Source organism: uncultured Eubacterium sp., from assembly GCF_934295145.1.
In the GTDB taxonomy this organism is placed as follows: Bacteria; Bacillota; Clostridia; order Lachnospirales; family Lachnospiraceae; genus Eubacterium_I.
On record NZ_CAKRAS010000016.1, the window covers coordinates 17,191 to 43,494 of the forward strand.

Below are 26,304 nucleotides of genomic sequence, written 5' to 3' on the forward strand. Positions count from 1 at the left end.
ATATTTATAGAAGAATATCATATGATAGAACATGGAGACCATGTGGTGGCCGGGGTATCCGGCGGAGCGGACTCTGTCTGCCTGCTATTGATGCTTGAGCGGTTGCGAAAATCCATGGGATTTTCGTTGTCAGCGGTGCACGTAGAGCACGGGATCCGCGGAGCGGAAAGCCTGCAGGATGCAGAATTTGTGCGGAAACTGTGTGAACGATTGCAGGTTCCGCTGCGGACATTTTCTGTGGATGCGCCCAGGAGGGCGCAGAAGAGACGGCAGTCTCTGGAGGAAGCGGCCCGGGAACTACGGTATGAGTGTTTTTATCAGGCGTGCAGGGAACTTGGTGGCAGCTGCCTGGCGGTGGCGCATCACGGAGATGACTGTGCGGAGACAATGTTGTTTCATTTAAGCCGGGGAACCGGAATCCGGGGACTGTGCGGCATTGTGCCGGTGCGGCATGTGGCGGAGCAGAACGTAAATCTGATTCGGCCCCTTTTGTGCCTGACCCGGACGGAGATTGAGAAATTTTTACAAAAGGAGCAGCAGGAGTTCCGGACGGACAGCACAAATGCGGATCAGAATATGAGCCGCAACCGGATTCGCAGCCAGGTGCTGCCACAGCTGCGTCAGATTAATCTGGCAGCGGTACCGCATATGGTGCGGACCGCGGGGTATATGGAAGAAGTGTGCGATTATATTGATGATGCGGCATGGAGTCTGGGAAAGCAGTATATCTGTTATTTCCCAGAGGAGCAAAAACCGCAGGAGATTCGGATTGCGAAGGATGGTTTTAAAGAAATGCCGAAAATACTGCAGGAAAATCTATTGCACCGGCTGCTTGGAGAACTGGCGGGGAGCCGTAAAGATCTCACGGCGGTGCATGTGGAAAAAGTGCGGGAACTGTTTGAACTTCAGGTGGGACGGCAGATTGACCTGCCTTACCAGATGATCGCAGAGGCCGGGTATGAGGATATCTGCCTATATCGAAAAGCGGAAATATGCGGAACATGCGATACAAATGAGAATACAGCTGCACAGATGGTATGCAAAACATGCGGCATAAATGAGTGTGTGAGTGCACAGGCGAATACGAAGGAAAAAGGACAGAAAAATACTTCGGAAAAGATTTCCCCTAAAAAAAGGACAGAACTGCCACTGAATGTATCCGGTCAGGTGCAGGAGTTTTCCGGTATGCAGATAAGCGCCAGAGTTTTTCCTTTTGATGGAAATTTTCAACAAATTCCGGAAAAAACATATACGAAATGGTTTGATTATGATAAAATTAAAGATACTGTTCAGATAAGAACACGCCGTCCGGGGGACTTTCTACAGGTCAGGGCAGAGGGCGGACACAAGAAACTGAAAGATTATCTGATTGACAGCAAAATCCCGCAAAAGGAGCGGGATGCACTGGTTCTTCTGGCGGATGCCAGTCATATATTATGGATTGTTGGCCGGCGGATCAGTGAGACATATAAAGTGACACAGGAGACAAAACGCATTTTAGAAATATGCGTCAATGGAGGAAAAGAAAAAAATGAGTGACAAAATCCGTGTTATGTTTACTGAAGAAGAAGTAAACGCAAAAATCAAAGAACTGGGTGCTCAGATCAGTGCTGATATGAACGGCGAGCCGGTAAAGATCATCTGTATCTTAAAAGGTGCAAGCTTTTTTGCATGTGAACTGGCAAAACGTATCAGCGTTCCGGTTTATATTGATTTCATGTCTGTATCCAGTTATGGTGATGGCACAGAGTCATCCGGTATCGTTCGTATCATCAAAGATCTGGACGATTCCATTGAAGGTGAAAACGTACTGATCGTGGAAGATATTATTGATTCCGGTCGTACTTTAAGCTATCTGGTAGAGAACTTAAAGAGTCGTGGAGCAAAATCCGTACGTCTCTGCACACTGATGAGCAAACCGTCCCGTCGTGTGGTAGATGTTCCGGTGGATTATATCGGTTATGAGATTCCGGACGAATTCGTAGTTGGGTACGGTCTGGACTACGCACAGAAATACAGAAACCTTCCGTATGTAGGCATCGTAGAATTAGATTAAAAATAGAAAAAGGAGGGCTTTAAAAATTGAAACGTAATTTTAGAGGCCTTGGAATATATGTAGTTATTTTCCTGATTATTATTTTGGGATGGTATAGTTTCGGTTCCAAAGGAATCGCGTCAAATACCTGCACCCAGTCCGAGTTTGAACAGAAGCTGGATGACGATAAGATCAATTCCATTGTGATCAAACAGAACGAAGAAGTACCGACCGGTACTGCCACGATCCTCTTGAAGGACGGCAGCCGGGTACAGATGAATGTATCTGACGTCAGCACACTGCAGGATACATTGAAAGAAGCAGATTTTACAAACTACACCTTAAAAGATGTGCCGGGACGGAGTACTCTGGTTGAGATTCTCCCGACACTGCTGATGGCGGTGGTACTGATCTTCTTTATCATGAGCATGAATGCGCAGGCTGGAGGCGGCGGTAATTCCAAGATGATGAATTTTGGTAAAAACCGTGCCACACTAACCATGGGCGAAAACGTCAAAGTCAGATTTAAGGATGTAGCCGGTCTGAATGAAGAAAAAGAGGAACTTGAGGGAATGGTTGATTTCCTGAAAGATCCGGGTAAATACACAAAGCTTGGCGCACGTATTCCGAAAGGTGTTATTTTAGTGGGACCTCCTGGTACCGGTAAGACACTGATCGCAAAGGCAGTAGCCGGAGAAGCGGGCGTACCGTTCTTTTCTATTTCCGGATCTGATTTCGTAGAGATGTTTGTCGGTGTCGGCGCCTCCCGTGTCCGTGATATGTTTGCCGAGGCAAAAAAACATGCACCATGTATCGTGTTTATCGATGAAATCGATGCGGTAGGACGTCGTCGTGGAACCGGTATGGGTGGTGGCCATGATGAGCGTGAGCAGACTCTGAACCAGCTGCTGGTTGAGATGGATGGTTTTGGTATTAATGAAGGAATCATCGTCATTGCAGCAACGAACCGTGTGGATATTCTGGATCCGGCGTTACTTCGTCCGGGTCGTTTCGACCGAAAAGTATATGTTGGCCGTCCGGATGTGGGCGGACGTGAGCAGATTTTGAGTGTTCATGCCAAAAACAAACCGCTGGCAGACGATGTGGATCTCAGACAGATCGCGCAGACCACCGCAGGTTTTACCGGAGCAGATCTGGAAAACCTGTTAAATGAGGCTGCCATCATTGCGGCAAAAGAAAAGCGGATGTATATCTGTCAGGAAGATATCAAGAAAGCGTTTATTAAAGTAGGAATCGGTGCGGAGAAGAAGAGTCGTGTCATTACCGATAAGGAAAAAAGGATCACAGCCTTCCATGAGGCTGGCCATGCGATTCTGTTCCATCTGCTTCCGGATGTGGGACCGGTCTACACCGTGTCTATCATTCCAACCGGAGCAGGGGCTGCAGGTTATACAATGCCGCTGCCGGAAAAAGATGAGATGTTCCATACAAAGGGCCAGATGCTGCAGGAAATCATCGTGGATCTTGGTGGTCGTGTGGCAGAGGAACTGATCTTTGAAGATGTAACTACTGGCGCATCCCAGGATATCAAGCAGGCAACTTCTCTGGCGAAATCCATGGTTACCAAATACGGCATGTCCGATGACATAGGTCTGATCTGTTATGATGATGACGAAGAAGTGTTCATTGGAAGAGATCTGGGACATACCCGTGGATACAGCGAGACTGTAGCAGCCAGAATCGACAGTGAAGTGAAACGGATCGTGGATGAGTGCTATACAAAGGCCCAGGCAATGATCCGTGAGCATGAGGATGTACTGCATCGTTGTGCCCAACTGCTTCTGGAAAAAGAAAAAATTAACCGTGATGAGTTTGAGGCTTTATTTGATACAAAGGCAATAGAAGCGTCTGCTGAGTAAGAAATTGTGGAAGTTGCATGGTTGATTGTGCGATTTTCATTTAAAATGCGGAGAAGTTACTATTTGGTAATGGAAGATATGCACAAAAACTGAATGTGATATTTGTGAACTTTGTGAACACTTATCGGCTGGGGTTTGCTATTATAATACCTGTAAATACCCCCAATACATTATATAGTTTTTTGCTACCCCCATAGTAAAAAATACCTTCTCCTTTTGAAAGAGACAGCAGATCGAAATGGCTGTCTCTTTTATTTTTTTGATAAAACGGAAATTATTGAAAAAATACGAAATCGGGAAATCTTTTCTCGGCAGCTAGTCACTCGTTACCTTCGTTTCGCAAGAGTTTTATCGCGCTCGTTTCCAGCTCCTATAAAAGCTGGTCGCTTCCCACTCGCGCAAAATCTTGTGAAACTCAGTCACTCGCTAAATCGCTTGCCGAGAAAAGATTTCCCGATTTCTTACATTATATCAATACCAATGTTAAAAAAAGATAATTTGAGGAAGATAATATGAAGTATGATTCAGTGCAAAAGTTTAACAGTGTGGAAAATTATATTCTGCAGATGCGTCCGATTTTGAGGAAGAGAGCACTTTTCTCAGATGGAACGTCTGATTACAGGATTCCGCCGGAGCCGAAGGCAGGGGAAACTGTGAAAATCCGGTTTCGTACCGCAGCAGATAATGTAGATCTGGTAGTGCTCTGTCATGAGGATGAAAAAATCGAGATGCGCTTAGCAGATCGTGAGCGCGATTTTGATTATTATGAGGCTGAGATCCGCGTGGGCGAGGAGCAGTACAAATACCATTTTGAAATTGTTTCCGGTATGCTGCGCTGCACTTATGACCGGGCCGGTGTGTCCAGAGATTTTCGCCCGCAGTATGAGTTCTGCATTATTCCGGGATTCTCTACTCCAGAATGGGCGAAGGGTGCCGTTATGTACCAGATTTTTACGGACCGCTTTTATAATGGAGATAAATCCAATGATGTAAAAACCGGTGAATATTATTATATTAACCGCCAGACGAAGCAGGTGGAGAACTGGGATAAATGTCCGGAAGATTTTGATGTTGCTAATTTTTATGGCGGTGATCTGCAGGGCGTTTTAGATAAGATGGATTATCTGGAAGAACTTGGTGTGGAAGTTATTTACTTTAATCCGTTGTTTGTGTCTGCTTCCAGTCATAAATATGATACGCAGGATTACGATTATATCGATCCGCATTTTGGCGTGATCGTTGAGGATGGCGGCGAACCGATGCCGCAGGGCTGCACGGACAACCGTCAGGCTTCTATCTATAAAGCGCGTGTGACGAACAAGAAAAATCTGGAAGCCAGCAATGAACTGTTTATCAAACTGGTGGAGGAAGCGCACAGCCGTGGCATGCGTGTCATTCTGGACGGCGTGTTCAACCACTGCGGTTCCTTTAATAAATGGCTGGACCGTGAAAAGATATATGATGAATGTGCTGATTTTGAACCGGGTGCCTTTGCAACGAAAGAGAGTCCGTATCATAGCTATTTCCATTTCCAGAACGACAATGCGTTCCCGGATAATGTGACGTACGAAGGCTGGTGGGGACATGATACTCTGCCGAAACTGAATTATGAAGCGTCTCCGGAACTGGAAGAGTACATTCTGAATGTGGCGAAAAAATGGGTTTCTCCGCCATACAATGCAGATGGATGGCGTCTGGATGTGGCAGCTGATCTGGGACATAGTCAGGAATATAATCATTTGTTCTGGAAAAAGTTCCGCAAAGCGGTGAAAGAAGCAAACCCGGAAGCACTGATTCTTGCAGAGCATTACGGAGATCCGAAAGACTGGCTGCAGGGCGATCAGTGGGACAGTGTTATGAACTACGATGCCTTTATGGAACCAATGACCTGGTTCCTTACAGGTATGGAAAAACACAGTGATGAGTATAAGGATTATATGCTTGGAAATATTGAAAACTATGAGAATGCCATGACACACTATATGGCAAGTTTTGCAACCCCGTCTCTGCAGTGTGCCATGAATCAGTTGTCTAACCATGATCACTCCCGTTTCCTGACACGAACAAACCATAAGGTAGGCCGTGCGGCGCAGCTTGGCACCAAGGCTGCTTCCGAGGGGATCAACAAAGGTGTTATGAAAGAGGCAGTTGTTATTCAGATGACCTGGCCGGGAGCACCAACCCTGTATTATGGAGATGAGGCAGGACTTTGCGGATTTACCGATCCGGATAATCGCCGTACTTATCCGTGGGGCAGAGAAGACAAAGCGCTGATCCGTTTCCATCGTGATATGATTCGGATCCACCGGGAAAACCCGGCGCTGAGAACCGGTTCTGTGAAATTTCTGCGGGGTGAAAAAGATATTCTCTGTTTTGCAAGATTTAACAGAAGTCAGCAGTTTGTGATTGTAATCAATAATGATGCTTATACGAGAAGCATTGAGGTTGGTGTGTGTGGAGCTGGAATTCCGTCCGCCTGTAAGCTGACACAGATCATGTATTCCACGGAAGAAAATTATTCTATGGCGCCTGTTAACTATCAGGTGGAGGGCAGCTACCTGAAACTGACGTTGCCGAAATACTCAGCAGTTGTGCTGAAACATAATACAGAAGAGGACTAAAACAACACACATAAACACTAATTTAATCTGACGGAATTAGTTGTATGAAGGTGGCCACTATGATATACTTTGGTTGCAACTAAAGTAATTGAAACAAAAGGTTTTGGCTATCAGAATACATTACACAGTCAGCAGCAAGACACACAGGTGTGGCTCCTGAAAAAAGTATTCACAGTGAAGCAATCTTCATACTTTCTTCTGTTGTCAAACAAAAAGGCACATGTTACAATGAATGCAGTGGGATATCGCTGGTAATCTTGTAATACCAGAAACATCGTTCAACTAAAAAAAATAACAACAAGATCAATTATAATAATAGCAGCATAATTGATAGGAAGTTCACTGCTTGAACATGTACATCTCATAAAAGGGCAAGGAATTATAAGGAGGAGAATGTTATGCTGGAGAATGACTTGACTAATATTGAAATGCTGATAATGAAATGTATCTGGGATACACCTGAAGAACTGGCCTTGTCACAATTGGTAGCAATGGTGAATGAGCGCTTTGATAAAAGCTGGAGACCTCAGACAATTTCTACCTATTTGGCACATCTGGTAAGAAAAGGTTATCTTACCATGCGCAGATCCGGAAAAGTATTTCTGTATCACCCGGAAGTATCTGAGGAGGCTTATCGTTCTTCTCAGATCAATGAACTGGTTCATTACTGGGGAGATCCGGGAACACCGACAGAATTCCTTTCGGCACTGTTTGTGACTGGTGATAAGGATCATAATACACAAGAAGGTCTGAAGGACTTAAAAGATTTAATGGATGAACTGGATTAATTTTTTCTTTCTCGTAATTATTTTGAATACGTTGACAGGGACGGTAGCCTATTTTCTATGTAAGCTGCTGACCCTGATCGCAAAGAAGCGCAATGCGATACGGATTATTTATCCGTTACATAGAATGGTATTGTTATTTTATATCGTTCCATTTGGATATTTGTATATCCGTTTTAAGTTCCAGATACAATATGGAACACATACGATTGGTGATGGCTTTTATGGAAATTCCATGTTATATCTGTTTCTGGAAGTATGTCTTGCAATCTGGGTGCTTGGAATGATATGGTATGCGGGTTATTACACGCATAAATGGCAGAACTATCGCTGGATCTGCAGAAATAATTTACCGTTTCGCAGTGAAAAATATCGGGAAATGCTGCAAAATTTGTATCCGAATAAAAATTGGAAACGAATAACTTTCTGCACAAATTTTACGATAAAATCACCATGCGTGATGGGAGCTTTTTCGCAGAAAATTGTGCTTCCGGAAATTGAATATTCAGATGAGGATATGAAGATTATCCTGATGCATGAGGGAATGCATATCGTGCGAAAGGACAACCTTGGGAAAAAATTGCCCTGGGAATTATATTAGTTAACTGGTTTAATCCGATTTTACACTTTTACCTGGATGATCTTGATGCCTGGTCAGATATTGCCTGTGATATTCGTGTGTGTAAGCAATACTTCATGGGGAAAGCCAAGGTGTATTTTAATCTGTTGCGTAGAGCAAGTGAGAGTGGCCAAACTGTATTACCACCTTTTGTTTCACAACTGAACAATGAGGAATCATTGAGAAGGAGAGTGGAGTATATGATTAAATGGCAGAAAAGCGGGAAAAGAACCTGCCTTAGTGTGGCTTTGGCAATGGCACTGATTATTGGAAGTTCAGTGACGGCATTTGCATCCAGTGTACAGGTTTCTAATCAGCAGAATAATCTGTATCGAGAAACAAGAATGCTAAATGTTAGCGATGAGTTTGATACTCAGTCAGAACAATATGTGATTCCAGCAGATCAGGTGGATGAAGAAAAGTGGAACAATGCAATTGTAATGGAAGAAGAATCCATTGAACCATTATCTGTGCAGAAGAATTTTGACTGGAAGGTTCCTGCAAATAATTTTGCACGTTCTGCAGGGTTTATTAAGAAAAAGGGAACAAGTATCTCGGTATCTTGCTATATTTATTCTGATCGGTATCAGCGTGTCGGAATCCGTAGACCAGATGGTTCCATGCTTTATGTGAATGGATTTCATAACGTAGCATCTACATTTCCGTGCGATGCGACAGGAACCTATTATGTGTTTGTTGAAAACATCACGTCTACTCAGATCCGTGCTGCAGGATATTACGTAAAATAAGAGTTATATTCTTTAATTACGAAGAACAATTAAGAGAGAATAATACATACCACCGGGCAGCTGTAGAAGCTGCCCGGCGTATTTAAAAGTAGAAAACGAAAGACTGGAGGAGTCGTCGGATCTGTGCTTTGCATATGGCACAGTTCTGACGGCTCTTTTTGTCTGATTAAGTTGATGGATTTTGTAATAATCAACATTAACAATTCCATTAAAAAGAAATGTATATTTTTGCACCATTTGTCGAATTTTGTCGAAATCGTGTCGAACCCTGTCGACAGCACCCGGAATCCCATTTTTTTTCGGAAAAAACACTTGAAACCTACAAGACTAGATTGATAAAATAGTCGCACGCAAGGATGCTGCTATCCTAAGCGCAATATTACAGGATTAGGAGAAAAGAGATGGAAACAAGAGTATCAATCAGAGACATTGCAAAAATTCATGTAAAACAGCAGTTAGAACGAAAGAAAGCAATTTTATTAAATCTGGAACTGGATGCCTGTGCGCGCCAGGGAGTCGAATGGAAACCGACCGAAGGTATTCTTTCAATGGAAGACCGCATCCGGTATGAAATGGATCAGAAAGTGACATTGCCGAACGAGACTTTTACCAAGCAGTTTTCTCTGCCAAATTATTTCAGAGGTGAAAATGCATACATGGACAAAGGATGTCATGTGCAGAAGCGTGAACTCCCGATGGAGCACATTCCAGGTGTCGCGTCTGTGTACTGTGGGGAGCCGAAGGAATGGATGGCCTTTACAAGTAATTTTGACATTGCGCTGTTTTATGCGTGTTGTACATGGGATGAGACAGATCAGGAGTGGCGCCCACTGATGGAAAAGGAAATTTACGGTCCGATTGGTGAAGATGGCGCGGATTACCGTTATGGTGTAATCTATATGGCGGATGCCACAGACCACGGATTTCGCGGTTCCTACGATGAGACACCGGAGTATCATGTGATGACACCTGCGGGAAGTCTGCTTCCGGGGAAAAACAGCCAGTACATATTTGCAATGCGGATGAGAGACACCGAAGGGCTGCAGACGGATCAGCGTTTTGAACGTTTGGTGTTTGAACATAGCGAGAAGCTTTGCAGGGATGTGTACGAACTTGTGACAGGCGAGCCATATGTTCAAAGAAATTTAAGAAAATAAATTGTTGAGTTTTTTATCTGTGTGCGTTATTATATTTGCATGCATGCGAGAATTGTATGCGTATTTTTAACAAGAATGGCAATGAAAACAGCATGGAGATAAAAAATGGCGAGAAACAAAAAGATATCTAAGAAACAAAGACGAAAACGGAAACTGATTTTATTTATTATTGAGATTATTATTTTGATTCTGGTAGCAGGTGCATTATTCCTGTTTAGCAAGCTGGATAAGATTAACACGAAGACACTGGATGCATCCAAAGTCGGAAAAAGTGATGTTTCGGCAGAAACGCAGAAAACTTTTGAAGGTTATACGACAATCGCATGTTTTGGTCTGGATAACCGTGAGCAGGGCGTGTACGAAACTGGTAACAGCGATACGATCATGATCATGAATATCAACAATGACACGAAGGAAGTAAGCCTTATGTCTATCTATCGTGATACATATCTGAACGTTGCCGGAAAAGGTGAGGAAGAGAAATTCCGAAAAGCAAATTCCGCATATGCATACGGAGGTCCTGAGCAGGCAGTTACAATGCTGAACCGTAACCTTGATATTGATATTGACAATTATGTTGCTTTTGACTTTAAAGCGGTTGCAGAAGCCATTGATATTCTCGGTGGTGTAGACATCAATGTCGAGACAGAGGAAGAACGTAAATATCTGAATGATTACGTATCTTACACCAGTGAGTATGTTGGCGGCAGCAATGCTGAAGTTGAGCATACCGGATTACAGACACTGAATGGTGTACAGGCGGTTTCTTACGCTCGTATCCGTTATACCAAGGGCGATGATTATAAACGTGCAGAGCGTCAGCGTCGTGTTCTGACTGAAATGATCAAGAAAGCAAAGAAAGCAAATCTGTCCGAGGTTAACGAACTGATCAATACCATATTCCCGCAGATTTCTACTGATTTATCAAAGAAAGATATTATCAGTATGGCATCTGTTATGCTCAAATATGATATGGCAAACAGTGGCGGATTCCCATACAGTCGTGATACCTTTACACCTAGCAAAAAGCTGGGAAGTGTGGTTGTGGCGTGTGACCTTGAATCGAATGTCATTGAGCTGCATAAGCGTTTATTTGGAACGGAAGATTATCAGCCATCTGAGACCGTAAAGGAATACAGTGAAAAAATTGTGGATGAAAGCGGATACACGGCAGATCACAATGCGGATACCCGATTTAGTGATCAGGACGATTTCTTTGGAAACGGCACAAGTACACAGACCGAATCTGATGATACCTCAAGTAGCTCGGAGGGAACGACGGAATGATACGTTTGTTCATATGCCCGAAATGCGGGTGGTTGCGGACTGTTTCGAGAAGAAGCGGCGTGGAATGTTTTAAATGTGAAGGCGCAGAAATGCAGCCGGTGAAACTGGAATATTCCAGATACGTGAAAATGTCGGAGCAGGAACGCAAAGACTATGTGGACAGCTGGATGTATATACATCGGATAAAGTAAATACATGAAAACGGAGACATCTTTCATGCAGGAAACTGTGTGGAGGATGTTTTTTGTTTGATGGAAATTACGATGAATTTCCTATCAAACAAAAGCACTTCGTGCAAACGATGCTTTTGATATATGATGATAATCGTTTCATAATTACCAAAAATATTGCAAATATTTTTACAATTTTGGTTAATCTGTTTCTGCTATAACTGCTATAATTGCGTTGTAACAAATAAGGAACTACTTAACAAAACCTCTTTGTAGAAGGCTGCTAAGCAATTCAGATTTTTGGAGGAAAAGATAAATGAATACTTTAAAAGCTGAAAAAAGAAGCATGGATGTCAAAGCAAAGAAACTCAGAAGAGAGGGATTCGTAACAGGTAACCTGTTCGGTAAAGAAATCGAAGGCTCCGTTCCGTTGAAAATGGACAGAATCGAAGTTGAGCGTCTGTTGAAGACAGATCACAAGGGAAGCCAGATCATGCTGAACGTAGAAGGACAGGATTACGATGTTCTGATCAAAGAGGTAGATTATAATTCGATGAAACGCTGTGTTGATGAGATTGATTTCCAGGCACTGGTAAGTACCGAGAAAGTTCACTCAACAGCTGCAGTTGTAATTGCAAACCGTGAAAAAGTCCTGGAAGGTGCTTTACAGGAGTGCTTAGAGGAAATTGAATACAAAGCATTACCGGCGGCATTGGTTGACCATGTTACCGTTGATGTAGCAGGTATGAAAGTTGGCGACGTTATCCGTGTCAAAGATCTTGAGATTACTAAGAACCCGGATGTCGATGTTCACACCGATCCGGAAGCTATCGTTGTCATGGTTGATGCGATCAGAAACAGCATCCCGGAGGATGAGACAGCTGACGAAGAAGCAGAGGCAGAAGCATAAGAGCCCAATTTTCAATTCGCTGAATAATGTTAAAAAAAGGGGATCACAGAGTTAAGCGCTGTGGTCCTCTTTTTGTTTGATAGGAAATTTTAGTGCAAAAATCGGACAATTCATGGAAGAGTATTAGTTTTACTTATCGTGTACACAAAAAAGATACACAGAATTCTGCAAAAATATATTGTGCAAGATATATGATATATGGTAATATAAAACATATAAGAGTGCAAAATAAAAAAAGCAGGAGGATTACGATAATGGAAAAATTATTAATTTTAAATCCGGGTTCTACTTCTACAAAAATCGCATATTACGAAGATGAACAGCAGATCTTTGTAGAGAGCATTTCCCATTCCGCAGATGAGATCGCAAAATACGACCTGATCGTAGACCAGTACGAATTCCGTAAAGATATGATCATGGAAGTTCTGAAAGAGAAAAATGTAAAACTGGAGAATCTGACAGGTATCGTTGCCCGTGGTGGATTACTTCCGCCTCTGAAAGCAGGCGCATACCGCGTAAATGATGACATGGTATGGCAGCTGAAAAACAAACCGGCGATGGAGCATGCGTCCAACCTTGGTGCTGTAATTGCAGATGCAATCGCAAAACCACTTGGAATCCCGGCTTTCATTTATGACGGTGTAACAGTTGATGAGATGATGCCGATCCTGAAGATCACAGGTCTGAAAGAGATTACAAGAAAAGGTATCGGTCACAACCTGAATACAAGAGCAGCTGCAATGAAATATGCTCGTGAGAACGGTAAAGAGTACAAAGACTGCAAGCTGATCGTAGTACATCTTGGTGGTGGTATTTCTGTAACATTACAGTATGGCGGAAAAGTTGCAGATATCATCAACGATGAGGACGGTCCATTCGCTCCGGAGCGTGCAGGTGGTCTTCCGGTTCAGTCTCTGATCAAATATTTTGGACAGAGTGGCATGACTACAAAAGAAATGCTGAAAAAAATGAAGAGCCGTGGTGGTCTCGTAGCACATCTTGGTGTAAATGACAGCCGTGAAGTTGAAAAAATGATCGAGAATGGCGATGAGCATGCAAAACTGATCTATGATGCAATGGCATTAAACGTAGCACGTAAGATCGGTGAGGAAGCTGCAACAGTTGCAGGTGATGTAGAAGCAATCATCCTGACAGGTGGAATCGCATATTCCGAGTACTTCACAAACGAAGTAAAGAAAAATGCAGAGTGGATCGCTCCGGTTATTGTATATCCGGGAGAGAATGAGATGGAATCTCTGGCACTTGGCGGACTTCGTGTACTGCGTGGGCAGGAAGAAGCACACGAGTTTGTAAGAACTGAGTAATCAACATTTTCGTTTAGAAGTCCGAAAGGATTTTCTATAAAGGGAGTATTTTTTTATTACATAAATTAAGAACGCCTGTATTTTTTCTCAGGGAGCGATTGGTAGCGACCGAGACAAAATACAGGCGTTCAATTTAAAAACCTAAAACTTAAAAATTAAAAAAATATATAAACACACTGAGAAAACGTCAATTCTGTTTAAGACGCAATCCGTCGAATCACTTTTGTAGATCTGGAGCCGTGTGCGATCGGTTTCCATTCCACTTTCTTAAACATTGCTACAAATGCGATCGGAATATAAGTCAGCATATAAAGAGGGAATGTGAACATATACCCGATTTTTTTATACCATGCCATATGGATATGATTCCATTCTGTCAGTGTCGTATAAATGCCGAGGACAAGCATTGCGGCAGAGGTATTTACCGTAAATTTTCCGACACAAAGCAGTGCTGAAGTAAAATCCTGTGCAGTCAACAGAGCAAGGATTGTCAGTGTCAGTCCTGCAAAGGTGGCCACCATGGTCAGGATAAAGGCCGGAAGATTAGACATCAACATGTCGAAACAGGAGAAGCCACCTTTTTTGCCGACTTTGGATAATAACTGTCTGCCGTATTTTTTGTATACCTGGAAATAACCTTTCACCCAGCGCATACGCTGATGCCAGGATACCGAAAGTTTGGTTGGCTGCTCATCAAAAAATTCTGCGCGCTCACAGTAACCGATTTTTATACCGTTTGCAATGCAGTCAGCGGTAAATTCAATATCCTCCGTTAAAAGGAAGAACTTCCAACCGTCATTTTTTTCAATCAATTCACGGGAGATCATATAACCCGTTCCGGATACCATACAGCTGTTGCCTGTTCTCATTCTGCCACGGTTCAAAAACTGTGCTTCATGTAAGAACCATAGACCATAGCCGTGGGAAATCCAGTTATCACCAAAGTTTTTGGAGTTACGGTAGCTTGTAACGGCGTCGTATCCGTCGTTAAATGTCTTGTTCATCTCTGTTATGTAATTTTCATCCAGAATATTATCTGCGTCAAAAATAAAGAATCCATCGTAATCTTCCAGATTGTTACTGAGTGAAATCTGATCCAGTAAATACTTTAATGCGTATCCTTTTCCGACCTGAACCCGGTTAAAACGTTCATATACATAAACGCCGTGTGCATAAGCAACGTCTGCAGTGGAATCTGTACAGTTGTCGGCAACAACATAAATATCGACCAGCTCGGACGGATAATTCTGTGCGTGAATGCTGTCTAACAATTCGCCAAGTACATTTTCTTCATTTCTGGCTGCAATCAGTACGGCATAACGATGAAGCTGTAACGGTTTGTGTGGTTTTTCCTTCTTAATATACGGTGCGATCAGGTAGACAATCTGATAAGCAAAACAGGCAATGAATGCAAATAAGATTGACCAGTTGATCACACGGGTGATTGTAACTAACATAATTGGTCCCTCCCTGTGTGTTTGTATTTTTTTCTTTGTTGTAACCAATATAACAGTTAAATGTTAGGATTTATGGCGGCAATCCTTAACGATTCTTTAAGAAAAAAGGTTAAAAATATAAAGAATGAGAAAATGTGCTATCTTCATAAATCGTTAAGAATTTGGCGTGGTTTCCGGAAAGAATTGTCTGTTAAAGTGTCAGCATAAAGGAATTGCGGGAAATGATTCCTTTTCGAATGCATTCAAATCGAGTATAATAACGGGGAGGTGAAAGATTATGATAAATATTTTAGTATGTGATGATGATAAAGATATTGTAGATGCCATTGAAATCTATCTGGCTCCGGAAGGATACCATATTTTAAAGGCGTACGATGGCATTCAGGCCATCGAGATGATGCGAAGCAACGATATTCAGCTTCTGATCATGGACGTTATGATGCCGCGTATGGACGGTATCCGGGCCACGTTAAAAATCCGTGAAGAATCAAACATTCCAATCATTATTCTTTCCGCGAAAACGGAGGATACGGATAAGATTTTCGGATTAAACGTAGGAGCAGATGATTATGTGACAAAGCCATTTAATTCTCTGGAACTTGTGGCGAGGGTAAAATCGCAGCTGCGTCGTTATACAAAATTGGGGACAATGACGCCGGAAACAGTATCCAATGTTTACCGTACAGGCGGACTGGAGATCAACGATGATATGAAACAGGTCACCGTCGATGGCAGAATCGTAGAAAAATTAACACCAATTCAATATAATATCCTTCTTTTCCTGACAAAAAACAAAGGAAGAGTGTTTTCCATTGAACAGATTTATGAAAATATCTGGAACGAAGATGCCATCAATGCAGATAATACCGTAGCGGTACATATCCGACATATCCGGGAAAAAATTGAGATCAATCCAAAGGAACCGCGTTATCTGAAAGTGGTATGGGGAATCGGCTACAAGATGGAGGATATTAAAGTCGAGTAGAACAGGAGATTCTTTATGAAGAAAAAACATTTTTTCAGTGTATGGGCAAAAACACTGACAACGGCGGCGCTTCTGATCGCTGGCGGTCTGACTGCAGTCTGTGCCGGATGGAGTATGGCTGGGCTTTCTTCCGGCATGAATGTGAATGAGATTATGAGCCCGGTTTCCTATGAGGAAAGTCAGAAGGCAGAGCGCTATGTGAGACGGGAACTACAGGATCAGCTGGGTAAATTCAGTTCTGAAAATAAAATTTTGAAAGGAAGTGCTTATAATGGTGATCTGACCCTGGATATATCTAATCTGAATGATGGTGTATTTGCAGAGAACAAAAATCAGAATCTGGAATATAAACTGTCTGATCTGGATGCATTTTACAATTCTGATGGCTATCCAATCCTTCGCTGGCTGACGCAGACAAAACATGAGTATGTGTATGATGTATACGAAGAAGGTGATGAGACTGATACCAGCGACTATAAGACTTCTGACTCCAGTACGGAAACTACAACTGTTCCTACAGCGGAATCTGCCGCAGATACCAATATTCCGGAACCGGTGAATGTAGAAACGACGGATATCAGTTACTGGTTTAACGAAGGTGATGGAAGTACCGGTGACAACAGACATCCGGAAGCATATGATTCTTATCAGGTGAAATGTTATAATAATGAATCGGACGTAGTCTATGCAAACGGAATTGATGTTGAGCAGAAATTTATCAAAAATATCAACGGTGTGACGCTGGCTGAGTATGCGCGTGAAAATGATCAGCTGAATCTGCTTTCCGATTATTATGAAGATTTGCTGGAGGCAGCAAGTCAGGTACACGATCTGGTAAACCAGACGCAGAGTATACAAAAGCAGTATGACAATACGAATGTATATGTATATCTGGTAAACGAAGATGATGGCACTATATATACGAATGTGCCGGCCTGGAATACAGAACAGGCCATGTCCCTTGACCAGCTGGAAGAACAGTATCAGAGCAAAGATTATTCTGCACAGGGGAAATACCTGTATCTGATGGTGGACGAGGCATCCGGAGATAGTTATGCATCTGTAACTTTCATGGCAGATGAACTAAAGGGAATGATCAGAGATATTATGGGAGACGGCAACTGGAGGCTTTTTGCCGGACTTGATACCAATTATCATTGCAGAACATCGCAATCCTATTATGATTCCATGTATTATACGGCTTATCAGGATATATCCGGACAGATTGCATTTAACTTTGGAAATGGCGAATACCGCATAAATGTTTTCGCAGCTATCTGGGTATTCTTAAGCCTGGCAATTGTAATGATTATCATGATCGGAGTACAGACCGGACGCAGACCGGAAGATGACGAGATTCATCCGGTACTCATGGATAAGTTCCCAATCGAGATTTTGATGATCAAGGATATGATTCTCTGGGTTGCACTGGTTGTTGGATATGCGGAATCCGTTGTTCACATTTCCTCTAATTACAGATATTATTACAGTACATTGCCGTCTGCGTTTGGAAATGCCATGGCACAGTGTACGGTTTTAGGAGTCCTGGCAGCCGTATTGTTCGCATGGAATGTGAAGAGTTATGGACGAAGGATCAAAGAACGTAAACTTGGCGGAAGTATCATCGCAAGTATTACGCATGCAATAAAAAGAACGGTAGATGCTTCCAGAAAAACAATTCAGGATTCTTACCGTGCCCAGAAAGCAAACAAACAGCTTCTGATCGCATATATCGTGCTGATCGGTGCACAGACCATTTTTATGTGGATCATCTGTGTATTGGGAGTCAACTACATGGGCGGACTGGCATTTATCTTCTTTGTGCTTATGGTTTTATTTGATATTTTTGTTTATCTGAAAATGTTAAAGAGCACAAGTGGAAAAGAAGCCATCAAGGACGGTATCCAGCAGCTTGCAGCAGGTAATCTGGATTACCGTATCAATACCGAGCACATGTCCGGAGAAAATCTGGAACTGGCAGAAGAAATCAATAAAGTTCGTGATGGTGTGGAAAAAGCAGTCGACGCAGAGATGAAGAGTGAACGTCTGAAAACAGACCTGATCACTAACGTATCTCACGATATCAAGACACCACTGACTTCCATCATCAACTATGTGGATATTTTAAAACGTGAAAACATTCAGGATGAGCGGATCGCCGGTTATATTGAAATCCTGAATCGCAAAGCACTTCGTCTGAAACAGCTGACAGAGGATCTGGTGGAGGCTTCCAAGATCAGTTCCGGAAATATTACCCTGACGATGCAGGAAATTAATCTGAAGCAGCTGATCAAGCAGACAAACGGTGAATTTGAAGAAAAATTTGAAGCAAAGAACCTGGATCTGATCTGTAATCTGCCGGAAGAACAGATGCTGATCATGGCAGATGGACGCCGGATGTTCCGTGTCATCGAAAACTTGTATAACAATGCGGCAAAATATGCAATGCCGGGCACCAGAGTGTATGTAAACGGAAGTATTGAGGGTGATACCGTCGTATTTTCCATGAAAAATGTGTCCGAGAATCCGCTAAACTTTAAGGCGGATGAGCTGATGGAGCGTTTTGTACGGGGCGATGTGTCCAGAAGTACAGAGGGCAGCGGATTAGGCCTTGAGATTGCGAGAAACCTTACTATTATGCAGAAAGGCACCTTTGATCTGTATCTGGATGGAGATCTGTTCAAAGTAACGATCACATTCCAGAAAATCAAAAAAGAGGAACAGAATCCAAAGACAGAAAAGCCAGAAGCATAAGTAAAAACAGAAAGCCGTGGGCATTCTTAAATGATTGAACTTTAGCATTGTGGAGATGCGTAGAAGAATGAAGTCATGAATCCGGTTGAAGAAAAGAGATGGACAGACGTAAGAAAAAGTTACGGAAGTTCATCTCTTTTTTTAGGAATGCCATGTTGCGGATTGTGTCGAAATTTTACGATGAGATTTTCTTGAGTACGGGCATAAATGTGCTACAATTAATGTAACAGTAATAAAGGAGGATTTTATCGTGAAAAAAGTACGATATATGATTTCAGATGCGGCAAATATGATGCAGGTAGAGTCGCATGTGTTACGTTACTGGGAAGAGGAACTGGATCTGGAAGTCCCACGCAATGAGATGGGACACCGTTACTATACCGAAGAGAATATACAGCAGTTTCGTCAGATTAAGAAATGGAAAGAAGAGGGCTATCAGCTTAAAGCCATTAAAATGATGCTGCACAATGAAAATCCGGACTGCGAGGAATTTTTACATGAAACTAAGGCAAACAGCCAGACCGGACAGACATCTGCAGTGCAAAATGAAAAAAATACGACAATGCCTTCGCCTGATCAGCTGCCTCAGGTGAAAATAGGTGGACAAGTTCTGCAGGCGGAGGCGGCAAAGGACATGACACGGCTGGAACAGTTTCAGCTTATGATGAATGACATTGTGCGAAATGCCATCGCCGAGAACAATCAGGCACTTGGACTGGCTGTCGGCGAGCAGGTAGGAGAAAAAGTCATCAAAGAAATGAATTATCTCATGCGTGAGCAGGAAGATGCACAGGAAGACCGCTTCCGAAAACTGGATGAGGCCATCCGAAGCAGACAGATGCAGAAGCGACGATTGCGGAGGGAGAAAAAACAGAAGGCACCGAAGGAGAAAAAGTCCCGGGGACGTTTTCGAACCGGGGAAAGCACGCTTTGAGGTGGCTGAAAATTTAGGCCACGCAGTGCTACGGCGTAGATGGAACAAAGCAGAAACGAACTCCAACGAGAGAACCATTGTAAAATTTTCGTTGTGACTGCTGCGTCTAGCCCGACCGCGGGAGTGTGTCTGAGCCCGCTGGTTTTGCGGGCGAGTTCGCGGGAGCGGTCGGAAATAAGTGACGCAGTGGTCACAGAAAATTTTTCAGGTTCTTGTTGGAGTTCGTTTCTGCTTGTTCCAAACTACCCAAAACAAGATTTTGATGGTATCATAGAGAGAAAGAAAAACACAGGAGAAGACTAAATATGTACATTATTCCAAAACCACAACAGTGGTATGAGAAAGAGGGAACGTTTATATTAAAATACGATCGGAGAATTGTGCTGGGCTGTAATTGTCCACAGGAGGTTTATGAGGATGCGCAGATTCTGCAGCAGGATCTGGCGGATTATGCAGGTTTTTCCATGCATATCCGCCGTGGAATCCCGGAAAATGGTGATATCTGTCTGCAGTTAGGGGAGCACATGGCAGAACAGGAGTACACACTGCTTGTTCAGGCGCAGGGCATCTGTATCACCGGCGGCAGCGCCTGTGGCATTTTTTATGGAATCCAGACGCTGCGTCAGATCATTCGGCAGTGCGGATGTTGTATTCCGCATACAATTATTGTGGATCAGCCGGAAATTTTGCACCGTGGTTTTTATCACGATGTGACCAGAGGACGGATCCCGACCATGGATTATCTGAAAAAACTGGTAGACCGCATGGCTTTTTACAAGCTGAATCAGCTGCAGCTTTATATGGAGCATACTTTTTTATTTCGGGGATTTTCAGAAGTTTGGAGGGATGACACGCCGCTGACGGCGGAGGACATTCTGGAACTGGATGCGTACTGTAGAAAAAGGCATGTGGAACTGGTTCCGAGCATTGCCTGTTTTGGACATCTGTATAAAGTACTTCGGACAAAAACGTATCGTGCGCTGTGTGAGATGCCAGGAATGGAAACCGAGCCATTTGGTTTTGTGGAACGGATGCGGCATCATACCCTGGATGTATCAAATCCGGAGAGTTTGCGGTTGGTAAAATCCCTGATTGACGAATTTATGCCGCTTTTTACAACGCAGTATTTTAATATTTGTGCGGATGAAACCTTTGATCTTGGAAAGGGAAAAAGTGCAGCACTGGCAGAAAAAAAAGGAACACAGCGTCTGTATCTGGATTTTGTAAAAGAACTTTGTGAATATGTGGTGAGCAAAGGAAAAACACCGATGTTCTGGGGGGATATCATCGGTGAGTTCCCGGAGGCAGTGCAGGAGTTACCGAAAGAAACAATTTGTCTGAATTGGGGTTATGATGCGGATTGGCCGGAGGATTCGACACGAAAATTATCAGAGGCGGGAGCAAGACTTTATAACTGCCCGGGAGTCAGCGGTTGGGATCAGCTGGTGAACCAGATTCGTGTTTCTTATGAAAATATCAGCAGAATGTGTCGGTATGCGCATACTTACAAGGCAGAGGGAGTGTTGAATACAGACTGGGGTGACTGCGGACATATCAATCACCCGGATTTCAGTCTGCCGGGAATGATTTACGGAGCAGCTTTTTCCTGGAATTTGGACATCCCGGAATTTGAAGATATGAATCGTCAGATTTCAAGAGTTGCCTACGGAGATGAGACAGGAACACTGGTGTCTTTGTTGGCGCGCATTTCTGAAAGCTGGAAATTTACCTGGAGAAATGCAGTAGATTGGTTAGAACAGGCGCCAGATGTACGGTTAGAATCTGCTGAGGTATATGGGAAAGCTGTGGAGGATCTGGAACAGATCCAGACAGAATTGTATCAGTCTATCACGCACCTCCCAATCGCGCAAAGAGGACAGATCCATGCATACCTGATCGCTGTAAAGGGAATGATTTTACTGCAAAAGATTGGTATTGTATTGACGGATAAAGGAAGTATTTCTGAAATGCAGGAAGAAGAATGCTTGTCAGAAAAAGGACAAAATAAGTCAGAAGACGAGCGTTGGAATCCAGAGAAAGAACAAAACATGTCAGAGGATGAGCGTTGGAATCTGGCAGAATTACTGGAATACTGGCTGCATGATTACAAGGAACTCTGGCGCAGCACGAGCCGGGAATCAGAACTTTTCCGGATTCAGCATGTGATCTGTGCCTATGCGGACTGGCTGCGAAGTTAAGTATGACATTGGGCTGTTTTTCAGGAAAATAGCGTTAGCGTTTCACATGCAGTGGGTTTGTACATTCCTGAGAACTGGAAATTCTTAAGAAAAATTCAGAAATTCAATAGAGGATTTTCAAAATTCTTTGTTATACTAGTCAAGTCACAAAAAAAGAGAAAAAGAGTTTGAGCGCGGATGATGCGTGCGTTAATGAATGTGACTTGGAAGGGCAGACGAGAATGAAAATGACAGAACAGAGAAAAAAGAATTTGATCCAGACCATGATATATACAGCCATTCTGGTTGCATTGTTTGTATGTCTGATCGGGCTGATCCTGCCGGAGGGATGTTTTTACGGTTCTACGACAGACTGGTACAATCAGCATGTAACACTGGCAGAGACAATCCGCAAGACATGTTTGCAGGAAAAAACGCTGGCGTCGGCATGGATTTCTCTTGGGGGAGGAAGCAACGGTTTTCAGTTTGCGTATTATGGATATTACCGGCCGGATATTATCATTGGATGTCTGCTTCCACAGGTGCCGATGACGGTTTTGATTCCGCTTTATGCGCTGTGCTGCTATCTGGCAGCAGTTTTGCTGATGGAATACTGGCTGCGGCTGGAAGGGCTTTCTCCGTTCGTGGCATTTTTCGGAAGTATGCTGTTTTTGCTGGCAGACTGTTTTTTTCAGACACATCGTCAGATTATGTTTGTAAATTATCTGCCGTTTCTGATTCTGGCATTGATCTTCCTGAAAAAAAGAAGATTTGCGTTGATGTCAGTTAGCCTGACGCTGGTTTATCTGCATAGTTTTTATTATGCGATCGCCTGTCTGGCGGTCATTGGATGGTTTGCCATCGGCATGCTGCGCAGGGAGGACAAAACAGGGAAGAAGAAGCTGCTGTTTCAAGGTGTGGTAAGTGTATTTTTGTCTGTGGGAATGGCGATGATGCTGCTTCTGCCTACGTTTCTGGCAATTTTGGAGCACAGACACAGCGGAGAAAAGGCGACAACGATGGCGGATCTGATTGTACCAAATGCGCAGAATCTGCTGTATTCTCCGTATGGAATGGGACTTACGATCATTTGTGCGTATCTGTTGCTTCTGGGACTTACGATTCATGAAGTGCGCTGGCAGTGTGCCCTGCTTCTGGCGGGCAGTCTGTTTGGAGTAGCTTCTTATATATTGAATGCGACATTGTATGCCAGAGGAAAAATTCTGATTCCATTTGTACCGGTTGTGATTTTGTATTGCATGAAGATTTTTCAGAAGATCCGGTGTGGGGAAGTGCGCTGGCAGTTCTGGCCTTTTGTGCTTCTGGCGGTTGAAATTTTTACTCAGCGGAATGAAATCTGGTTTGCGGGAATTCTGTTTGATCTGATCGTACTTTGCGGGATTGCTGTGATCGATCTGATCTGGCGCAAAGCAACGGGAATGATGGGCGCAGGCCGTATGTTTACCGGGGAAACCGGTCTGGTGCGGTATCTGCCGCTGCTTGTAATGCCATTTCTGATTTTTCTGTGTGTGGCTGCCGGAGAGGGATGGCGGGGCATTCCAAATAAAGATGCCAGTCAGCTGGCAGGCTCGAAATCGGCAGAACTGGTAAATTTTCTGATGGGAACGGAGAAGGAAACGCAGAACAGTTCTGCATCGGCAGAAAACAGTACAGACCAAAAGAAAAAAGATGATCAGAACAAAAACGCGGATCAGATACAGGAAGAAGAGAACTTTACAGAGGAAGAGCTTCAGACCCTTTGTGGGAATAAATTGTATCGCTGCGATAAACTGACAGATACCAAGACAGAGTGCAATGCATTGCAGTTTTATGGTCAGCAGAGTGCAAATATGTATTCTTCCGTGACGAATCCGCTATATCAGAATTTTTACTATAGTGTTGTGAAAATGCCGATTCAGATTAACAACCGGACCGCTCTGCTGGAGGAGCGCAATCCACTGTTTGCACAGCTGATGGGTGAGCGTTATATTCTGACGACGGAAAACAAAATGCCATACGGATATGCTGTGCTTTTACAGAAGGGAAAAAATGTGATTGCGGAAAATCCAAATGTGCTGCCAATCGCATATACGACATCGGATACTATTTCAAATACACAGTTTGAAGCACTGAATGATACGGAAAAAATGTCGGCGCTGAGCCGTTACACGGTAGCAGGAAGCGGAGAACAAAACGAAGTGAATGTTTCTGAAATGGAGCAGATTTCGTTGCCGTCACTTGATTCGGAAGATGTCAGTGTGACTGGTGATGTTCAGATCAAGACGTTGAAAAATGGGTACAGCATTCAGGCTGGAGAAGGCGGCGGTGTGCTCCGTATGCCTTTGGATTCGAATATGAAAAACGGCACGTTATATTTCCGGTTTGATGTGAAAAACCGTACCGAAAATGCGGTTATTATTTCAGCAAATGGCAGAAAAAATAAACTGTCAGGGGCAACGGCGCCTTACCCAAATGAAAACGATTGTTTTTCCTATATGCTGAAAGAAAAGGGAAATGATAAATATATCTCTCTGAAGTTATCTGCAGGTACTTATGATCTGACTGATATGGAATGTTACCGTCTGCCGACAAAGCTGTTTAAGGAAAAACAGGTGGAAGCGATGGAACTGCAGCCAGAAACAAAGTGGGAGTCAGACAGTATCTTAAACGGTACGGTAACTGCCAGGGAAGATGGGTATTTTGTGACATCCATTCCAATGCAGAAAGGTTTGAAACTGTATGTGGATGGCAAAGAGACAAAGCTCGAGATCGTGAATACTGCGTTTGCGGGTGCAAAAATTTCCGCGGGATTCCATTCGATCGATCTGCGGTTTGATGCGCCGGGACAAAAATATGGTAAGAGGGCAAGCTTGTTGTCAGCAGTACTGTTTGTGATCTGGGAAGCAGGAACTGTACTATATAAGAAGAAAAGAAAGCAGGAATTAAGCCCAGACAGGTAAAACATTTGACAAATGAATACTGAAAATAACAGTGATAGAAGAAAATTGTGAATAACAGATTGGAATGAAAATGGATGCCTTATCTGGTGTCCATTTTACTTTGTAAAAAAATCTCTTTTTTTTAATAAAATTGGTAGCACCAATGTATTGAAATTATTGAAAAATATGATATAATAGTTGATAAACTGAATTGCATTTTTAGGGAAAAATAATTACTATAAAATGTAGACTTTTTGACCAGGGAAAAGAGGCGTTGTTATGAAATATATTCGTCAATTTGTCATTATTCTTTTTATTTCTTTTATAGGAGAAGTTTTGAAATATGTATTGCCGCTGCCGATTCCGGCAAGTATTTACGGACTGGTACTGATGTTTATTTTGTTAGAGACAAAAGTACTGAAAGTGGAAGCGGTTCAGGATGCGGGGAAATTTCTGATCGAGATCATGCCGATGATGTTTATCCCGGCTGGTGTTGGTCTGCTGAATGCATGGGATAAGTTAAAACCAGTGTTGATTCCGGTTATTGTGATCCTGTTTATCTCAACGATCGTAGTTATGGGAATATCCGGAAGAGTAACACAGACGATGATTGAAGCAGAGGAGCGTAAGAAAAATGAAGGACATTCTGAGTAATTCTATGTTTTTCGGCGTACTGGTGAGTATCCTTGCATATGAAGTCGGTGTACTGCTGAAAAAGAAATTAAAATTTGCACTGTTAAATCCGTTGCTGATCTCCATTGTGATCATTATTCTGATCCTTGTAGGATTTCATATCGATTATGATACATACAACGATGGCGCACAGCTTTTGAGTTATTTGCTGACTCCGGCAACGGTATGTCTGGCAATTCCGCTGTATGAGCAGATGGAGCTGCTGAAGAAAAACTGGAAAGCTATTATCGGTGGTATCGTGGCGGGTGTTCTGACCAGTTCAATCTGTATTTTAGTGCTGTGTCTGATCTTTCGACTGGAGCATGATATGTATGTTACCCTGCTGCCGAAATCCATCACGACAGCAATCGGTATGGGAGTATCAGAAGAATTGAACGGTATCGTAACCATCACCGTTGCGGTTATCATCATTACCGGCGTGATTGGAAATGTGCTGGCAGATTTTGTATACAAGTTGTTCCATGTTACCCATCCGGTGGCAAAAGGAGTCGGACTTGGTACATCAGCTCATGCGATCGGTACGGCAAAAGCGCTGGAAATGGGTGAGATTGAAGGGGCCATGGGAGGATTATCCATTGCCGTAGCAGGTATTTTAACCGTTATCGCAGCACCGATTTTTTCGCATATTATATAGGAGTGATGGATATAATCCCATAGAGGTGAATTGGATTCCAGTATGTTATTGGAAGCGCTGAGTAAAAAATTATATGCTCTCTTTCAGATAGGCAGAACTGTTTATTTGAAAGAGGGCATTTGTTTTTATCAGTGATGAATCCTACTTGCAAAAATAATTCATTATACTTATAATCTATGTTAGAAAAAACTGG

The 26,304-nt window shown here is 43.0% G+C and carries 20 protein-coding genes; 19 read left to right on the forward strand and 1 reads right to left on the reverse strand.

What is annotated here, in order from left to right:
- Positions 1-21 precede the first annotated feature (21 nt).
- From tilS to buk, 12 genes are all read left to right on the forward strand, one after another.
- Positions 22-1,539 (forward strand): tRNA lysidine(34) synthetase TilS, encoded by a 1,518-nt coding sequence (gene tilS, locus Q0I54_RS04790; protein WP_296116892.1) that lies wholly within the window; start codon positions 22-24, stop codon positions 1,537-1,539.
- Positions 1,532-2,056, forward strand: coding sequence for a hypoxanthine phosphoribosyltransferase (gene hpt / locus Q0I54_RS04795; RefSeq protein WP_294783558.1), 525 nt, complete (start codon positions 1,532-1,534; stop codon positions 2,054-2,056). Before tilS ends, hpt begins: the two co-directional genes overlap by 8 nt.
- Positions 2,057-2,082: 26 nt before the next feature.
- Positions 2,083-3,915: an ATP-dependent zinc metalloprotease FtsH gene (gene ftsH, locus Q0I54_RS04800; protein ID WP_296116894.1), complete on the forward strand. Its 1,833-nt coding sequence runs from the start codon at positions 2,083-2,085 to the stop codon at positions 3,913-3,915.
- A gap of 512 nt (positions 3,916-4,427) precedes the next feature.
- On the forward strand, positions 4,428-6,536 hold the full coding sequence (locus Q0I54_RS04805; RefSeq protein WP_296116898.1) for a glycoside hydrolase family 13 protein: 2,109 nt from the start codon (positions 4,428-4,430) through the stop codon (positions 6,534-6,536).
- 398 nt (positions 6,537-6,934) lie between these two features.
- Complete coding sequence (locus tag Q0I54_RS04810; RefSeq protein WP_294783547.1) at positions 6,935-7,324, forward strand: BlaI/MecI/CopY family transcriptional regulator; 390 nt, start codon at positions 6,935-6,937, stop codon at positions 7,322-7,324.
- On the forward strand, positions 7,311-7,922 hold the full coding sequence (locus tag Q0I54_RS04815) for a M56 family metallopeptidase (RefSeq protein WP_296116899.1): 612 nt from the start codon (positions 7,311-7,313) through the stop codon (positions 7,920-7,922). The genes Q0I54_RS04810 and Q0I54_RS04815 overlap by 14 nt, the downstream gene beginning before the upstream one ends.
- A gap of 218 nt (positions 7,923-8,140) precedes the next feature.
- Positions 8,141-8,689 (forward strand): hypothetical protein, encoded by a 549-nt coding sequence (locus tag Q0I54_RS04820; RefSeq protein WP_296116901.1) that lies wholly within the window; start codon positions 8,141-8,143, stop codon positions 8,687-8,689.
- A gap of 401 nt (positions 8,690-9,090) precedes the next feature.
- Positions 9,091-9,846 carry a hypothetical protein gene (locus tag Q0I54_RS04825; RefSeq protein WP_296116902.1) on the forward strand — a complete coding sequence of 252 codons (756 nt, stop codon included), beginning with the start codon at positions 9,091-9,093 and terminating at the stop codon, positions 9,844-9,846.
- A 105-nt stretch (positions 9,847-9,951) separates the two neighbouring features.
- Positions 9,952-11,133 (forward strand): LCP family protein, encoded by a 1,182-nt coding sequence (locus Q0I54_RS04830; protein WP_296116903.1) that lies wholly within the window; start codon positions 9,952-9,954, stop codon positions 11,131-11,133.
- Positions 11,130-11,324, forward strand: a complete 195-nt coding sequence (locus tag Q0I54_RS04835; RefSeq protein WP_296116905.1) for a DNA-directed RNA polymerase subunit M — start codon at positions 11,130-11,132, stop codon at positions 11,322-11,324. The genes Q0I54_RS04830 and Q0I54_RS04835 overlap by 4 nt, the downstream gene beginning before the upstream one ends.
- A 295-nt stretch (positions 11,325-11,619) precedes the next feature.
- Positions 11,620-12,213 carry a 50S ribosomal protein L25 gene (locus Q0I54_RS04840; protein WP_296116907.1) on the forward strand — a complete coding sequence of 198 codons (594 nt, stop codon included), beginning with the start codon at positions 11,620-11,622 and terminating at the stop codon, positions 12,211-12,213.
- Between the two features lie 251 nt (positions 12,214-12,464).
- A complete protein-coding gene (gene buk / locus Q0I54_RS04845; RefSeq protein WP_296116934.1) occupies positions 12,465-13,538 on the forward strand; it encodes a butyrate kinase in 1,074 nt (357 codons plus the stop codon).
- Positions 13,539-13,735: 197 nt separating this feature from the next.
- On the opposite strand, the gene Q0I54_RS04850 is transcribed toward buk, so the two are convergent.
- Positions 13,736-14,995, reverse strand: coding sequence for a glycosyltransferase family 2 protein (locus Q0I54_RS04850; RefSeq protein ID WP_296116909.1), 1,260 nt, complete (start codon positions 14,993-14,995; stop codon positions 13,736-13,738).
- Between the two features lie 277 nt (positions 14,996-15,272).
- Between Q0I54_RS04850 and Q0I54_RS04855 the strand changes: the two genes are divergently transcribed.
- The 7 genes from Q0I54_RS04855 (at position 15,273) to Q0I54_RS04885 (ending at position 26,111) form a co-directional block, all read left to right on the forward strand.
- Entirely contained in the window at positions 15,273-15,980 is a 708-nt protein-coding gene (locus Q0I54_RS04855; protein ID WP_177976521.1) for a response regulator transcription factor, read from the forward strand.
- Positions 15,981-15,995: 15 nt separating this feature from the next.
- The gene (locus Q0I54_RS04860) at positions 15,996-18,734 is read left to right on the forward strand and encodes a HAMP domain-containing sensor histidine kinase (protein WP_296116910.1); all 2,739 of its coding nucleotides are present in this window, start codon (positions 15,996-15,998) and stop codon (positions 18,732-18,734) included.
- Positions 18,735-18,984: 250 nt separating this feature from the next.
- Positions 18,985-19,668, forward strand: coding sequence for a MerR family transcriptional regulator (locus tag Q0I54_RS04865; RefSeq protein WP_296116911.1), 684 nt, complete (start codon positions 18,985-18,987; stop codon positions 19,666-19,668).
- Positions 19,669-19,973: 305 nt separating this feature from the next.
- On the forward strand, positions 19,974-21,866 hold the full coding sequence (locus Q0I54_RS04870; RefSeq protein ID WP_296116912.1) for a family 20 glycosylhydrolase: 1,893 nt from the start codon (positions 19,974-19,976) through the stop codon (positions 21,864-21,866).
- Between the two features lie 227 nt (positions 21,867-22,093).
- Positions 22,094-24,805 (forward strand): YfhO family protein, encoded by a 2,712-nt coding sequence (locus tag Q0I54_RS04875; protein ID WP_296116913.1) that lies wholly within the window; start codon positions 22,094-22,096, stop codon positions 24,803-24,805.
- Between the two features lie 258 nt (positions 24,806-25,063).
- A complete protein-coding gene (locus tag Q0I54_RS04880) occupies positions 25,064-25,438 on the forward strand; it encodes a CidA/LrgA family protein (RefSeq protein WP_296116915.1) in 375 nt (124 codons plus the stop codon).
- Positions 25,419-26,111: an LrgB family protein gene (locus Q0I54_RS04885; RefSeq protein ID WP_296116916.1), complete on the forward strand. Its 693-nt coding sequence runs from the start codon at positions 25,419-25,421 to the stop codon at positions 26,109-26,111. Before Q0I54_RS04880 ends, Q0I54_RS04885 begins: the two co-directional genes overlap by 20 nt.
- Positions 26,112-26,304 lie beyond the last annotated feature (193 nt).

Coding starts and splice junctions, on each gene's coding strand:
- tilS (WP_296116892.1), top strand. CDS start 22: ATGATAGAACATGGAGACCATGTGGTGGCCGGGGTATCCGGCGGAGCG.
- hpt (WP_294783558.1), top strand. CDS start 1,532: ATGAGTGACAAAATCCGTGTTATGTTTACTGAAGAAGAAGTAAACGCA.
- Q0I54_RS04805 (WP_296116898.1), top strand. CDS start 4,428: ATGAAGTATGATTCAGTGCAAAAGTTTAACAGTGTGGAAAATTATATT.
- Q0I54_RS04810 (WP_294783547.1), top strand. CDS start 6,935: ATGCTGGAGAATGACTTGACTAATATTGAAATGCTGATAATGAAATGT.
- Q0I54_RS04815 (WP_296116899.1), top strand. CDS start 7,311: ATGAACTGGATTAATTTTTTCTTTCTCGTAATTATTTTGAATACGTTG.
- Q0I54_RS04820 (WP_296116901.1), top strand. CDS start 8,141: ATGATTAAATGGCAGAAAAGCGGGAAAAGAACCTGCCTTAGTGTGGCT.
- Q0I54_RS04825 (WP_296116902.1), top strand. CDS start 9,091: ATGGAAACAAGAGTATCAATCAGAGACATTGCAAAAATTCATGTAAAA.
- Q0I54_RS04830 (WP_296116903.1), top strand. CDS start 9,952: ATGGCGAGAAACAAAAAGATATCTAAGAAACAAAGACGAAAACGGAAA.
- Q0I54_RS04835 (WP_296116905.1), top strand. CDS start 11,130: ATGATACGTTTGTTCATATGCCCGAAATGCGGGTGGTTGCGGACTGTT.
- Q0I54_RS04840 (WP_296116907.1), top strand. CDS start 11,620: ATGAATACTTTAAAAGCTGAAAAAAGAAGCATGGATGTCAAAGCAAAG.
- Q0I54_RS04850 (WP_296116909.1), bottom strand. CDS start 14,995: ATGTTAGTTACAATCACCCGTGTGATCAACTGGTCAATCTTATTTGCA.
- Q0I54_RS04855 (WP_177976521.1), top strand. CDS start 15,273: ATGATAAATATTTTAGTATGTGATGATGATAAAGATATTGTAGATGCC.
- Q0I54_RS04860 (WP_296116910.1), top strand. CDS start 15,996: ATGAAGAAAAAACATTTTTTCAGTGTATGGGCAAAAACACTGACAACG.
- Q0I54_RS04870 (WP_296116912.1), top strand. CDS start 19,974: ATGTACATTATTCCAAAACCACAACAGTGGTATGAGAAAGAGGGAACG.
- Q0I54_RS04875 (WP_296116913.1), top strand. CDS start 22,094: ATGACAGAACAGAGAAAAAAGAATTTGATCCAGACCATGATATATACA.
- Q0I54_RS04880 (WP_296116915.1), top strand. CDS start 25,064: ATGAAATATATTCGTCAATTTGTCATTATTCTTTTTATTTCTTTTATA.
- Q0I54_RS04885 (WP_296116916.1), top strand. CDS start 25,419: ATGAAGGACATTCTGAGTAATTCTATGTTTTTCGGCGTACTGGTGAGT.